This window comes from Pseudomonas sp. GW821-FHT04C07, assembly GCF_059420325.1.
In genome coordinates this window covers 61,845-76,216 of record NZ_JBWKTM010000015.1, presented here as the reverse complement: position 1 = coordinate 76,216, position 14,372 = coordinate 61,845, and the positions used below count along the sequence as shown (strand labels likewise).

The window sequence follows — 14,372 nt, the reverse complement described above, 5'->3', positions numbered from 1 at the left end:
CCGTTCCGGACTTGCCTGCTCCAAGACGTCAAGTCGCGACCTTATGTAGCCTGCGCGTAAATGCAAGGGCCACACCGCAACACAACTCTGTTTTGAGTGGATGTTGAGTGGCGTTGAGGTGGTCATGTCAACGCCACTCAACAGCAGAATTCGATCTCGCCCCCGTAACATCCGAGGCTAGACCTCTGATCCCTTCAGACTAAATCCTGTGTGGCATCACACTCTCCACTCCGCAATAAGGTTCAAACCAATTCGGCTAAAGATGCCGGATTGAAGCCCTTCATATCTGCGTAATCGCCTTTTTCCACTTTGGCGACCCAATCCTTGTCACTCAGCAGAACACGCCCTACTGCGATCAGATCAAACTCTTCGCGCTCCATGCGCTCGACGAGCCGACCCAGACCCGCAGGGGTTGATCCCTTGCCGGCAAAGGCATTAGTAACATCATTTTCTAGCCCAACCGAACCAACACTAATGGTCGCGGCCCCGGTTACTTTCTTCGCCCAGCCCGCGCAGTTCAGGCCGTTCTCACCGTCAATCTCGGGGAACTCAGGTTCCCAGAAGCGGCGTTGTGAGCAGTGCAGGACGTCGACACCAGCCTCGACCAATGGCAACAGCCAGTCTTCCATCACAGCTGGCGTTTCAGCGACGCGTACTCCGTAATCCTGTTGCTTCCACTGGCTGACACGCATGATGATCGGGAATTCAGGGCCAACAGCATGACGAACAGCAGATACGATCTCGCTGGCAAAGCGCGAGCGTTCCTTGATTGTCGGGCCGCCGTAGCGGTCGGTGCGCAGATTGGTACCAGACCAGAAAAACTGATCGATCAAATAACCATGGGCTCCGTGGATCTCAACGGTATCGAAGCCCAGTCGTTTGGCATCCGCTGCGGCCTTGGCGAACGCTGCTACCGTGTCGGCAATGTCCTCTTCACTCATCGCCAAGCCACGCAGGTCACCTGGCGAATCAAGGCCCGACGGGCTTTCCACTGGCGCATCTGGCTCCCAGTCGTTGATGTAACGCGTGGCACCGGTGTGCCAGATCTGCGGTGCCATGCGCCCGCCAGCGTTGTGGACCGCATCGATCACGTTTTTCCACCCAGCCAGCGCCGCTTCGCCGTGAAAAAAAGGAATACCGGAATCATTGCGTGATGCTGGGCGATCAATCACGGTGCCTTCCGACAAAATCAGCCCGACACGTCCCTCTGCCCGCCGCCGGTAGTAGGCAGTGCTCGCTTCACCCGGGATGCCTTCAGGTGAGAACAGACGCGTCATTGGCGCCATGACAATCCGGTTCTTCAATTCAAGCGACCGGATGGAAAAAGGACGAAAAAAAATGCTGGTATCAGGGTTTGACATTGGATGGACTCCATTTGCTTTTGGAAGCCATATAAGTATATTTTGTAAACCAAATGTCAATTAGGCACCTAGAGTCGCCTAGGTATACATGAGGAAACTTCGATGCTGGAATTAAAGCCGCAATGTTTTTCGTCGGAGTGCCCAAGCCGGGCGCTGTTCGACCAAATCGCAGACAAGTGGTCGATGATGGTTCTGGCGGTACTTGATGACGGGCCGCATCGTTTTAACGCCATCAAGCGTCGCCTGGAGGGCGTCACTCAGAAGGCCCTGACACAGTGCCTGCGGCGACTGGAACGAAATGGTCTCGTCTCGCGCCAGGTCATCTCGTTCTCGCCCGTGGCAGTCCAGTATGAGATCACCCAACTTGGTCGAACACTGCAGCAGCCATTTCGCGAATTGCATAAATGGACGCTCGACAAATTGCCTGAGGTTGAAACGGCCCGGTTGAAGTTTGACGAGGCCGCGCAGGTTAGCCTGGCGGAGTGAATGACTTCGCAGGTTTGCCCGCGGTATCCCTGAACCTACCAACGCTACTTTAAGTGCCTAATTGACTATAGGTTTATCGCGTATACCTTGTAATGGTCGACAAAGATGGCCTCACTTGATGCCTTATTGCGACCTTTGATCAACGCCTCTCTGCGACTCTCGACGACTGGCCAAGCGCCTTCGATATCGACGCGGCAGCGCTGATCCCAGCGGCCTGACTTTTTTGGAAAGCCCAATATGACGAGGACTAAAATGCGCGAAAATCTTCAGTTTTACATCGATGGTTCGTGGGTGGAGCCCGCTGGCAATACCGTATTAGATGTAATTAATCCGGCTGACGAAACGGTTGCCGACCAGGTCGCGCTCGGCGGCACTATCGACGTCGATAAAGCGGTCGCAGCGGCGAGAGCCGCCTTCCAGACCTTCTCGCAAATATCGGTTGAGGAGCGTCTTGCACTCTTCGATCGAATCATCGCAGCCTACCGGTTGCGCGCATGATCTTGCGATAGCAGTGTCCGACGAAATGGGCGCACCGCTATGGCTTGCCGAGCAATTGCAAGTCACGGCCGGCCTGGCCCACATTCAAATCGCTCGCGCCGCGTTAGCCAAATACAGTTTCGAACACGAGATGGGCACCACTGAGATCGTACGCGAGCCGATTGGCGTTTGTGTGTTAATCACGCCATGGAATTGGCCGCTCTGTTGGCGCTGATGCGATTTTGACCCGGGCCGCCGGAAATCATTGACCCATTCAAATACTCAGCAATCGATGACCTTGCGTGGGATTTCAGAGGCTGCACATGGGTCAGCTAAAATCAGTAACCTGGGTCAAAATCGCATCAGCGCCAACAGGCTGCGAGACGCTTGTCCTTGGATCCCTCCCGCTGCCTGGTATTCGAGGATAGCCCTCAAGGAATGGAAGCGGCGAGTCGCGCCCACATGCCGGTGGTCAACGTGGGGAGCTGGATGAAGATGTGAAAGACCACCACGCCTCCTAATCGCCTCCCCCCCTATCTACGCCAAGATGCCCGTTAGCATTCGCTCGTGCCCCCTCATGACAGCGGGGGCAAATGAGGGGGCATAGCGAATAATTCAAGCTCTTAAATTATTGATATAGCGCCTTATTCAGATGTTCTTTGGCGACCCTGAGAGTCTACTTTGACGACTCTACGCGGCCAGGCAAGCGTCGTCCTATACGCTTCTCCTACAAGGCACTCCAGGCGATTATCGTTTTCGGAAAAAACCGTTGTTTTGTTATCATTTTCAAGTGATCGTTAGCGTTTTCGCGCCCCCTGAATTATCATTTTCGCGTACTATATCCTTCCGGTTATCATTTTTAAGCTCGCGTTAGGGGTTTCGACAATGAAGGTAGGCTTCAAGGCACTCGCCGATCGCTACGGTATCGCGCTTGCACAACCCCTACGTGTCGAATCGGTGATCGGTACGACACGGATGAGCCGCGAGAGCAACGGACATGTCGAGAACAAGTATCCCGCCAGCTACCAGCCGGTGGACAATTTCGCGGGGCATTTCGAGTTTGGGCTCAAGTACGAAGAAATTCACCTCGAGTTTTTCGCCCGTCTGTTTGCGGCTGTTGGCCCAGAGCCCATCGAAGCCTGGTGCCGGCAAGCGCCCTTTGGGCAATATGCCCGCCGCACCGGATTCCTGTACGAGTGGCTAACCGGACAACATCTGGATGTGCCGGATGTGACCAATGGCGGCTATGTCGATGCCGTTTCGTCGCAGCAGTACCTGACCCGCGTTGAGCCACTACGGATACGGCGCTGGCGCATCAACAATAATCTGCCCGGCGTGCCGGAGTTCTGCCCCCTGGTCCGCCGTACCGATACCGTACAGCAAGCGCTGCAATTTGACCTGGATGCAGCACTGCGCGAGCTGAACCAAACCTTTGGCGCCGACATCCTGATGCGCACGGCCAGTTGGCTGACGCTCAAGGAGTCGCGTGCGAGCTTTCTGATCGAGAAAGAGGCAGACCAGGCCGACAGGATCCAGCGGTTTGCCCACGTGATCGCCAAGTACTGTGGCCATATCAAGGATCCGTTGAGCAACGATAGCCTACACACGTTGCAAGCCGGTATTTTGGGTCATGAGGCCTTCGGACTGGGCCTGCGGTACTCGCCGGTCTTCGTAGGACAGGCGACCATGCGCGAGGATATCGTGCACTACATTGCGCCGCAATTTGAGGTGCTAGCGCAACTGCTCGATGGCCTGAAAGCATTCGAGCTGGCAACACGGGGCGCCGAGCCGCTGGCTCGAGCTGCGGCCATCGCCTTCGCCTTTGTGTATATCCACCCCATGCGGGACGGCAATGGTCGGATCCATCGCTTCCTGATCAACGACACCCTGATCCGCGATAAGGCGGTGCCTGATGGCGTGATCCTGCCGGTGTCGGCCACCATCACGAGCTCGATCGATTTTCGGGCGCGCTACGATCGTACGCTGGAGGTGTTTTCGCGGCCATTCATGCAACGTTACGCAGCGTCCTATCGGTTTGGCGAACTCGTCGTCTACGAGGACGGCACCCCGAGCAACCTGGTCTTCGATGACTACGACGACGCGCAATTCGCATGGCGCTATCCCGATCTGACTGAACACGTCCTGTACACGGCACAGGTCGTGGCGCATACGGTCCGTACCGAGATGGCCGATGAGGCCCGTGTGCTGGTCATTTTCCAGCGCGCCCAGGAGCGGCTCAAAGAGGTGGTAGAAATGCCGGATCAGGACACGAACCGCATCATTCGCTCTCTCAAGGAAAATGGCTGGCAGGTATCTGGCAAATTGAAGAAAGCGTATCCGCAGCTGGACGACGCTCACCGGGCGGAACGTGTTGTGGAAGCCGTGCGCTCCGCATTCGAGGAACAAGAAGTGGGGAGCGGCGAAGAGTGATCTTCAACCTCACGTCTCTGCCTTTCACAACGCTTGGTTCCTTGGACCGAAAGCAGATCGAAGGTGACGGGGATAAGCGGCATCCGCTTGATGCGAAACCGCTCACTGTAGGTCCGCTTTGAGTCAAGGATTCCGAACTTGGCAAGCACAGCGTACCGGTCAGTTTCGATTGAAGCATTACACTGAAAGCCACCATGCGCCATACTGGAATTCAGTCGGAGTCCCCATTCGCGATCGCTCGTGTACCACGTGCGAGTGGGGCAAAGCTGGGGGCATCACAAAGATTTTTCGGCCTGAAACTACCGCTCTAGAGCCCAGTCAAAATGTTCTTTGGCGACCCTGAGAGTCTTTGAAAACTAACCGCCAACCTCTGGCTGGAGACTGCTCGACTATGCCGTGGGTTCGGTGATGACGACACGCTGGCGATTCAACCGCTTTGCCGCGGACAAGACCCAGACAAAGAACACCGGCACCCACAAAACTCCAAGCACGGTCGCCGCCAGCATGCCACCGATGACGCCTGTGCCGATCGCCCGCTGGCTGGCAGCACCCGCACCGGTGGCGATTGCCAGGGGTACCACACCGAGAATAAAGGCCAGAGACGTCATGACGATCGGACGAAAACGCAGACGCGCGGCCTGAGCAGCCGCTTGCGCGAGGCTGGCTCCCTGAGCGTGTAGCGCCTTGGCAAACTCGACGATGAGAATCGCATTCTTCGCCGCAAGCCCAATGATCGTAATCAACCCCACCTTGAAATAGACGTCATTGGGCATACCCATGACCGTCACCGCGGCCACCGAACCGAGCATGCCGATAGGCACGATCAACAGCACGGCAAAGGGAATGGTCCAGCTTTCATACAGCGCCACCAGTACCAGCAGCACCACAATCAACGACAACCCCACCAGCAGCGGTACCTGATCGCTGGCCTGCTGTTCCTGAAGTGACAGCCCGGCCCATTCGAGGCTGAAACCGGCCGGCAGCTGACGGGCGATTTTCTGCAGTTCTTCCATGGCTTGACCGGTGCTGTAACCCGGCGCGGCATCACCGGAAAAACGTAGCGACGCCGAGCCGTTATAGCGAGCGATCTGCAGTGGCCCGACCTGCCACTCGAAACGGCTGAAGGCGTCCAGTGGCACCAATCGGTTCTGCCGGTTGGGCACTTGCAGGCGCAGCAGCGCTTCAGGCGTCTGGCGGCTGATGCTGTCCGCCTGAACGATTACCCGCTGCATCCGCCCCTGATTGGCAAACTCATTGATTTGTTCCGAGCCCAGCGCCGAGGACAACGCTGAACTGATCACATCAAAACTCACACCGAGGGCTTCGGCCTTCTCACGGTCGATGCTGACATTGATTTGTGGCGCATCAGCCAGGCCATCCTCCATAAGGTAGTCAATCACCGGCGATGCCTTGGCCGCCTCCAGCAATTGGGTTCGAGCGTTCAATAGCGCTTCGTGCCCCTGCCCCGCCAGATCCTGCAACCGTAACTCGAAACCATTTGAGGTGCCGAGGCCTTCCACCGGTGGAGGCACCACGCTGAACAGCGTGCCATCGGCGGCATTTTCAAAGGCCTCATTCGCGCGCCGGGCCACCGCATCGCTGGCCTGCCCGTTTCCACGAACCGACCAGTCCTTGAGGCTGACAAACGACAATGCAGCGTTGGCTCCGACCCCGGAGAAACTGAACCCCATGATCGCCAGCACCTGGTCCGTGGCAGGTTGCGCCAGGGCATAGTGCTCCCACGCTTGCACCGTCACGTCGGTGCGCGAGGCTGAAGCCGCGGGTGGCAGCTGGATATCCGTGATGATGTAGCCCTGATCCTCGGACGGCATGAATGAGGACGGCAATCGGTGATAGGCGAATGCGAGTACCAATAGCAACATCAAGTACAGGCACATGCTGCGGGTGCTGCGCCGGACCCAACTCGAACTGAGCCGTTCGTAACGCTGGGCCAAGGCATCGAAGCGTCGATTGAAGGCATTCGCCCAGCGGTTGGGGCGGGCCTGATGCGTCGGATCGAAGGGTTTGAGCAACGTGGCACACAGGGCCGGCGTCAGGGTCAGTGCGAGGAACCCGGAAAACAGAATCGACACCGACAGCGCCATGGAAAACTGCTGGTAGATCACCCCCACCGAACCGCCCATGAACGCCAACGGCAGGAACACCGCCGCAAGCACCAGAGTAATGCCGACAATCGCCCCACTGATCTGCTGCATCGCCTTGCGGGTCGCGTCTTTGGGCGACAGCCGCTCTTGAGTGATCAAGCGCTCGACGTTTTCCACTACAACGATGGCGTCGTCCACCAGAATACCGATGGCCAGCACCATGCCGAACAGGGTCATCATGTTGATCGAAAAACCCAGCGGGGCCATCACCGCGAGTGTACCCAACAGGCAGACCGGCACCACGATCGCCGGGATCAACGTGTAACGCAGGCTCTGCAAGAACAACAGCATCACCAGGAACACCAGCACCATGGCTTCGACCAACGTGTAGATGACTTGCTTGATCGCCACGTCGACAAAATACGAGGTGTCGTAGGGCACACTCAATGTCATGTTCGCCGGCAAGGTGCTCGACAGTTGCTCGAGCCGCGCCTTGATCGCGGCCGCTGTTTGCAGCGCGTTGGCGCCCGGTGCCAATTGCACCGACATGGCCGCCGCGGGTTTACCGTTGAGGCGAGCGTCGAAGCGGTAGTCCTGACGCCCCAGTTCGACCCGCGCCACATCGTGGATCCTGACGCTGGAGCCGTCGTCATTGGCCCGCAGCACGATGTTGCCGAACGCCTCCACCGATTCGAGCTGCCCCTGCACCATCACGGTGGCGGTAATGTGCTGGTCGGCAGGCCCCGGACGTTCGCCCATGCTGCCGGCAGGCACTTGCACGTTTTGCGCGGCAATGGCTTTGCTCACGTCAGACATCGACAGGTTGTAACCGACCAGCCGGGTGGGATCGACCCAGATGCGCATGGCGCGCTCGGCGGTGTACATCTGCACCCGCCCGACCCCGGCCACGCGGCGAATCTCGTTGTTGATGCCCCGTGCGGCGTAATCCGCCAACCCGATAGAATCCTGCTGCCCATCGGTGTAAGACAAGGCGTAGATCATCAGGAAGTTGGCGCGCACCTGTTCCACTTTCAGGCCTTGCTCGATCACGGCTTGAGGCAGCCGCCCAATCACCCGTTGCAAGCGGTTCTGGACATCGATCTGCGCCATGTCGGGATCGGTTCCCGGCTTGAAGGTGATGGTGGTTTCGGCGCTGCCGTTGGCGCTATTGGACTCGTAGTACAGCAAGTCTTTCAGCCCGTTGAGTTCCTCCTCGATCAGACTGGTGATGTTCTGATTGATGATCTGCGCCGAGGCGCCGGGGTAGCTGGCGCTGACACTGATTTGCGGTGGGGCCACGTCCGGGTATTGGCTGACCGGCAAGGTGCCCAGTGTCAGCGCTCCCACCAGCGCAATGAACAACGCGATGACCCAGGCGAAATTCGGACGATTAATGAAAAAATCGGGCATCGGTAAAATCCTGGCTAACAGCCGTGGAAGAATGCGTCAGACCGTCAGTTTCGGGCCTGCTGCTCAGCCAGGGTAACGACGGTGACCGGCGTGCCGGCACTCAGTTTATCGGCCCGCTCAATGACCACCTGCTCGCCGGCCGACAACCCTTGAGTGATTTGCCAATCGGAGCCAAGCATCGCGCCAGTGCTGATAATGCGCTCGCGCACCACCCCCTCGGCGTCCACCAACATCAACCGGGCCTGACCGTCAGGGCCCCGCTGCACTGCTTTTTGCGGCACAAATAGCGCATGAGGATCGACCCCCGCCGGCGCCACTACACGCACATACATCCCCGGCAGCAGCAGGTTGTCAGGGTTAGGAAACTCGCCGCGCAAGGTGACCTGCCCGGTGCTTCGATCCACGGAGATATCGGAGAACATCAACTTGCCTTGTCGGGTTTGTGCCGGACTGCCGATCTGCACCGTGACCTTGGCCGCGCCTGCGCCGGTGAGGGTCAGGCGACCACTGGCCACGGCTTGCTGCAAGGCCACGACCTGATCGACGGACTGGGTAAAGTCGGCGTAAATCGGGTCCAGTTGCTGAATCCTCGCCATCTGCGTAGCTTCATCCTGGCCGACCAGTGCACCCTCGCTGACCAGGGCACGGCCGATGCGGCCACTGATCGGTGCACGCACCTGACAGTAACCGAGGTTGAGTCTGGCGGTGGCCACATCAGCCTGAGCGGCCAGGCGATTGGCCTGGGCACTCTTGAGATCAGAGACCGCGTCGTCAAATGCCTGCGGGCTGACAGCGTTGACTTCCACCAGCTGTTTGTAACGCTGGACATGAGCATTGGCGCGATAGACATCCGCCTCGGCTTTGGCCAAGTCGCCTTCGACCCGCATCAAGGCGGCCTTGAGCGGCGCCGGGTCGATGCTGAAGAGCAGTTGGCCCGCCTTGACGTCACTGCCCTCCTGAAAATGACGGGTCAACACAACACCGGCAATTCGCGCGCGCACCTCGGCGATGCGCACCGGTTCGATTCGGCCCGGCAGGTCGGAGGTCATGGCAAACGGTCGGGGTTGCACGGTGAGCGTCTTCACCTGAGGCGCTGACGCAGTGTGTTCAGAGGGCTGATTCTGAGCACCGCAGCCGCTTAATCCCAACACCGCCATCAACACCCAAGCGGGTTTCATCGTCGCTAAAGCCTTGCGCATTGTCAGTCCCTGTGCAAAAAGAGCGGGCTTGCCGGCCCATCTCGGCAAGCCCCGTGCATCGGCAGATCATTAACCCGTGCAGCGCTCATTGATCGAGCTCGCTGCCTGGAACAGGATTTGCGCGACGAAGTCGATTTCCTGTTCGGTGATGATCAGCGGCGGCAAGAAGCGCACGGTCGCACCATGGCGTCCGCCCAGCTCGACAATCAGACCGTACTTCAGGCAAGCCTGCTGAAAGGCCTTGGCCCGGACCGCGTCCACTGGCGGATGCCCCTGTACGTCGAGGGCGCCTTGCGGGTCGACGATTTCCATACCGAGCATCAGGCCGCGACCACGTACATCGCCCACCCAGGCGAACTCGCTTTGCAGCATCTGCAACTGCTTGTGCAGATGCGCGCCCGCGGTTTCGGCGTGTGCCACCAAGCCTTCATCGCGGATGAAGCGCAAGGTCGCGGTACCGGCGGCCATTGCCAGTTGGTTGCCACGGAACGTACCGGCGTGGGCACCCGGCTGCCAGACATCCAGCGAATCGTTGTAGACCATGACCGACAGCGGCAGACCGCCACCGATGGCTTTGGACAAGGTGATGACGTCAGGTGTGATACCGGACTGCTCGAAGCCGAACATCCGGCCGCTGCGGGCGATGCCGCACTGAATCTCGTCGACGATCAACGGAATGCCGTGAGCCTGGGTCAACCGGCGAAGCTCCTGAAGCCAGCGGTCCGGTGCGGCAATCACCCCGCCCTCGCCCTGGATCGGTTCCAGAATCATTGCCGCCGGTGCAGTAACACCGCTTTCCGGGTCGTTGAGCAAATGCTCGAGGTAACGCACGTTCAAGGTTACGCCCTGATCGCCGGCCACACCGAACGGGCAACGGTAATCGTGGGGGAAAGGCAAGCGTTGCACGCCTGGCATCAAGGCACCGAGGGCATTCTTCGGCGACAGGTTACCGCTGATGGCCAGCGTCCCCAGGGTCATGCCGTGGTAAGCCCCTTCAAACGCCAGGATCGAGTGCCGTCCGGTGGCGGTGCGGGTCAGTTTGAGCGCCGCTTCAACCGCATCGGCCCCGCTGGGGCCGCAAAACTGGATGCGCGCATTGCGAGCGAATTCTGTGGGCAGACAGCCAAAAATTTCTTGTACGAATGCATCCTTCACCGGCGTCATGAGGTCCAGGGTGTGCATCGGTACACCAGCGGCCATGACCTGGGTGATGGCTTCGATAATCACCGGGTGGTTGTGGCCCAGCGCCAGGGTGCCGGCACCGGCCAGGCAATCAACGAACACTTGTCCACGACTGTCCTGCACGTAAATGCCATGGGCTCGTTCGAGCACCAGTGGAATGCGCCGAGGGTAACTGCGGGCGTTGGACTCCTGCTGTTGCTGGCGTTCGAGCAGCGGTGTCGGATCCAGGCAGTAAGGACTCGACAAACCGGTATGCAACAGATGTAGCTGTTGCGCGCCACCCGCCGTGACATTCGAAAAAGCATTCATGATTTCCTCCATGGAGGCTGGGTTTGGAAGGGAACGGGGCTGCCTGAAAACGAGCGTCGCAGGCAGCAACAACCTTGAAACCGAGCGCGGGGAGACTGCCTCCTCGCGCAGATGGGTTTACATGTCGTAACGCAGAACCACACCCACCGTGCGCGGTGCGCCGACGTCGATGATGTCACCGCTGCGGTTGTTGGTGACGTATTCCTTGTTGAAGGCGTTTTTCATGAACCCGGACACTGCAACATTCTGGGTGACTTTGTACTCGGTGTTGAAGTTGGCCAGCCAGTAGTTGTCGCTCTTGCGCACACCGGTGACCTTGCCGCTCGAATCAAACTCGTATTCCGACGGGGTGGTGCTCTGGTAGGTGACGTCGGTGGCGAAAGTCAGGCGGTCGTCGAAGCGATAGACGCCGCCCACCGACATCTTGTATTTGGGCGAAAAAAGGAACGATTGGCCGCTCCTGTCCTTGCCGTCATCCGCGACGAAGTCCTTGTACTTGCCATCGGTGACGGCGCCACCGACGGTCAGTGTCAGCTGTTCGGTGATGTCTTTTTCAACGAAGACTTCCAGGCCCTTGATGTCACTGCGACCGGCGTTGAAGATGTGAACGAACTGAGTGTCCGGGTCCAGCACACTGACCTGCTGATTTTTCCAGTCGGTGTAGTACAGGTTGGCGCGGGTACGCAGGGTCTTGTCGAAGAACGAGCCGCGGTAGGACAGCTCGTAGTTGGTGGTGTATTCCGGATCGTAGGCCGCGTGACCGCCACCGGCGCGTACGTTGACGCCACCGCCGCGATAGCCTTTCTGCACCATGAAGCCGACGAACTGATCCGTGGCCAGTTCATAGTTGATGCCGACTTTCGGCAGCGCGGCGTTGAACGACTTGCTGACTTTGCCGGCGCTGGAGAAGTCATCCTGGTCGATGTCGGTGTCGTTCTGCTCGTGGTCGAAGCGCAGGCCGGTGATCAGGGTCCAGCGCGGGGCGAACGTCCAGTTGATCTCACCGAACAACGCCTGGTTTTCAATGCGCGTGTCACCCTTGGTGGCGCCGGCCAGTTCGTTGTCGAACAACAACTTGTCGTGGAAGTTGTTGGTGGTGTGGCCGTAGTAGGCACCGACGAAACTGCGAACAGTGTCGGACTGGTAGCCCAGGCGCAGTTCCTGACTAAACATGTCACCGTTCTGCTTGCGCAGAATGACGTCATTGACCTCGGCGGTCTGGTCGAAGTCCAGCCGGGCGCTATAGTCGGAGCGCGTGTTGGCGGTCAGGCTGGTCAGCGTCCAGGCATCGTTCAGGCGGTAATCGATCTTCGCGCTGAGGGTGTCCTGCTTGACGTTATCGAACGCCTGCGTATTGGAGGACAGCTCGTAATAACGGACCCGGTTGTTGACCCGCATCACCGAGTTGTCGCCCTGGCGGTTTTCGCTGTGGGCATAGGTCAACAGTACATCGACATCGTCGTTGGGCAGAATCAGCAACTTGCCGCGAGCGTTGCTGGTGCGTCGCGGGTTCGCGTCGTCATTCAGCGTGACGTTACGGATATAGCCGTCGCCGTCCTGATAATCCACGGCAATGCGCCCGGCAATCTTGTCGTCGACGATCGAACCGCCACCGGCTACGGCCGCTCCGCGCTCACCATAGTTCCCCACATTGGTCTGCGCCGAGAAGGTCGGCTGGAAGGTTGGATTTTTGGTCTGGATGACCACCGCACCGGCCAGGGAGTTACGGCCTTGCGTGGAGGATTGCGGACCGAGAAACACTTCGACCTGCTCCGCATCCCAGAGCGGGATCGGGCTGAGGGTCAACGCGCGGTTCGGCTGCTGGGCGCCGTCGATGAACACCGATACCGCACCGTTGAGCGTGGCCGGGCCCTGGTCGTCGAAACCGGACACCGGCACACCGCGAATACCCCAGTTTTCGTTACCGGCCTGGTTGTACACACCCGGCGTACGGGCAAACACATCCACCAGATCCTTGTCAGCATGTTCACGCAGCTGTTCGCCAGTAACTACCACGACGCTGGACTGGGTTTGCTCAAGGGTGCGGTTGATTTTTTCACCCGTCACCGTGATCGGAGCGATCTCCATTGTGTTCGACTGTTCAGTCGCCCATGCGCTGCTAGCCAGGCACACCGCCGACCCTACAGCCAACGCAATTGTATTCTTTTTGAAATTCACGCCCCGCTCCCATGCAACAGATATTTGTGTTTTTTTCTTACGTCAAGAACGCTGTTTTTCTACAGACGGCGGCAGTCTAGATCAAAAAAAAACTTAAAGGAATAGTATTGATAATCTATCTCATTTGTATTTAATATGCCGCCGCATATCAGAACGAATACATTTCAGTCGGACTTTGTCCTGGCAACCTTGCCCCGATTTTCAGGTTTGCCAACGTCATTCCGCCTGACCGAGAAAGATAAAAAGGATGCGTAAGGATGACTTCAATCGAACACCTGAGCGGGCGTTCCGAACCCTTATCCAATGCTCCAGTGGATGGCCGCGAGCCAACGTTGCCCGTGCTGGTACTGGCGAAACCGGGACAGTCGATTCATGACCTCGACGCGTCGATCCGCGACACGTTGCCCCATATCCTGACCACCGTTGGCGGGGTGCTGTTTCGAGGCTTCACCGTCGCCACGCCCATCGACTTCAAGCGCTTTGCCGCCAGTTTCGGCGCACCGCTGGCCAGTTACGAGTTCGGTTCCACGCCGCGCAGCAAAGTGTTTGCCGGGGTCTATAGCTCCACCGAATACCCGGCCCATCAATTCATTCCCCTGCACAACGAGCAGGCCTACACCCGGCCATGGCCTTCGCGCATCTGGTTCCACTGCATCAAGGCCAGTGAAAGCGGTGGCGAAACGCCGATTGCCGACAGCCGCCTGATTTACCAGCGCATGCCCGCTGACATCCGTGAACTGTTTGCCGGTCGCGAGCTGCTCTACGTGCGCAACTACAGCGGTGCGCTGGATCTGCCGTGGCAGAAGGTGTTCAACACCGAGGACCGTGCCCAGGTTGAGCGCTATTGCCAGGACAACGACATCGAGTGGGAATGGAAAGCCGACGGCGACCTGCGCACCCGCCAGCGTTGTGCCGCCGTGCTGCAGCATCCCGATACCGGTGAGTGGGTCTGGTTCAATCAGGCACACCTGTTTCACGTGTCGGCCATCGAGCCGGGCGTGCGCGCCAGCCTGCTGGCCGCGGTGGGTGAAGAGAACCTGCCCCGCCACGTTTACTTCGGCGATGGCTCGGCCATTCCCGACGTGGTGCTCGATTCCGTGCGCGAGGTCTATCGCCAGACCGCCATCAGTTTCCCCTGGCAGCCCGGCGACATCCTGATGCTCGACAATCGACTGGTCGCACACGGCCGCAATCCTTACACCGGTGACCGCAAAGTCATCGTTGCCATGGCGTGA

General features: G+C 58.7%; 10 protein-coding genes and 1 pseudogene. 6 read left to right on the top strand and 5 right to left on the bottom strand.

What is annotated here, in order from left to right; all coding sequences use genetic code 11:
- Window positions 1-242: 242 nt before the first annotated feature.
- Window positions 243-1,361: an NADH:flavin oxidoreductase gene (locus AC07UI_RS24170; RefSeq protein WP_494994876.1), complete on the bottom strand. Its 1,119-nt coding sequence runs from the start codon at window positions 1,359-1,361 to the stop codon at window positions 243-245.
- A 102-nt stretch (window positions 1,362-1,463) separates the two neighbouring features.
- Between AC07UI_RS24170 and AC07UI_RS24165 the strand changes: the two genes are divergently transcribed.
- The 5 genes and pseudogenes from AC07UI_RS24165 (at window position 1,464) to AC07UI_RS24145 (ending at window position 4,754) form a co-directional block, all read left to right on the top strand.
- Window positions 1,464-1,847, top strand: coding sequence for a winged helix-turn-helix transcriptional regulator (locus tag AC07UI_RS24165; protein WP_027603435.1), 384 nt, complete (start codon window positions 1,464-1,466; stop codon window positions 1,845-1,847).
- Between the two features lie 252 nt (window positions 1,848-2,099).
- The gene (locus tag AC07UI_RS24160) at window positions 2,100-2,345 is read left to right on the top strand and encodes an aldehyde dehydrogenase family protein (RefSeq protein WP_494994875.1); all 246 of its coding nucleotides are present in this window, start codon (window positions 2,100-2,102) and stop codon (window positions 2,343-2,345) included.
- Window positions 2,346-2,370: 25 nt separating this feature from the next.
- Entirely contained in the window at window positions 2,371-2,559 is a 189-nt protein-coding gene (locus AC07UI_RS24155) for an aldehyde dehydrogenase family protein (protein WP_494994954.1), read from the top strand.
- Between the two features lie 146 nt (window positions 2,560-2,705).
- Window positions 2,706-2,825: pseudogene (locus tag AC07UI_RS24150) on the top strand (HAD-IA family hydrolase); the annotation flags it as partial.
- Between the two features lie 384 nt (window positions 2,826-3,209).
- A complete protein-coding gene (locus AC07UI_RS24145; protein WP_494994874.1) occupies window positions 3,210-4,754 on the top strand; it encodes a Fic family protein in 1,545 nt (514 codons plus the stop codon).
- A gap of 389 nt (window positions 4,755-5,143) precedes the next feature.
- Here the strand turns inward: AC07UI_RS24145 and AC07UI_RS24140 are convergent, their stop codons facing one another.
- From AC07UI_RS24140 to AC07UI_RS24125, 4 genes are all read right to left on the bottom strand, one after another.
- Window positions 5,144-8,269, bottom strand: a complete 3,126-nt coding sequence (locus tag AC07UI_RS24140; RefSeq protein ID WP_494994873.1) for a multidrug efflux RND transporter permease subunit — start codon at window positions 8,267-8,269, stop codon at window positions 5,144-5,146.
- 44 nt (window positions 8,270-8,313) lie between these two features.
- Window positions 8,314-9,468 (bottom strand): efflux RND transporter periplasmic adaptor subunit, encoded by a 1,155-nt coding sequence (locus tag AC07UI_RS24135; protein ID WP_494994872.1) that lies wholly within the window; start codon window positions 9,466-9,468, stop codon window positions 8,314-8,316.
- Between the two features lie 69 nt (window positions 9,469-9,537).
- A complete protein-coding gene (locus tag AC07UI_RS24130; protein WP_494994871.1) occupies window positions 9,538-10,959 on the bottom strand; it encodes a diaminobutyrate--2-oxoglutarate transaminase in 1,422 nt (473 codons plus the stop codon).
- A 117-nt stretch (window positions 10,960-11,076) separates the two neighbouring features.
- Window positions 11,077-13,137 (bottom strand): TonB-dependent receptor, encoded by a 2,061-nt coding sequence (locus tag AC07UI_RS24125; protein ID WP_494994870.1) that lies wholly within the window; start codon window positions 13,135-13,137, stop codon window positions 11,077-11,079.
- Between the two features lie 257 nt (window positions 13,138-13,394).
- On the opposite strand from AC07UI_RS24125, the gene AC07UI_RS24120 reads away from it, so the two are divergent.
- Entirely contained in the window at window positions 13,395-14,372 is a 978-nt protein-coding gene (locus tag AC07UI_RS24120; RefSeq protein ID WP_494994869.1) for a TauD/TfdA family dioxygenase, read from the top strand.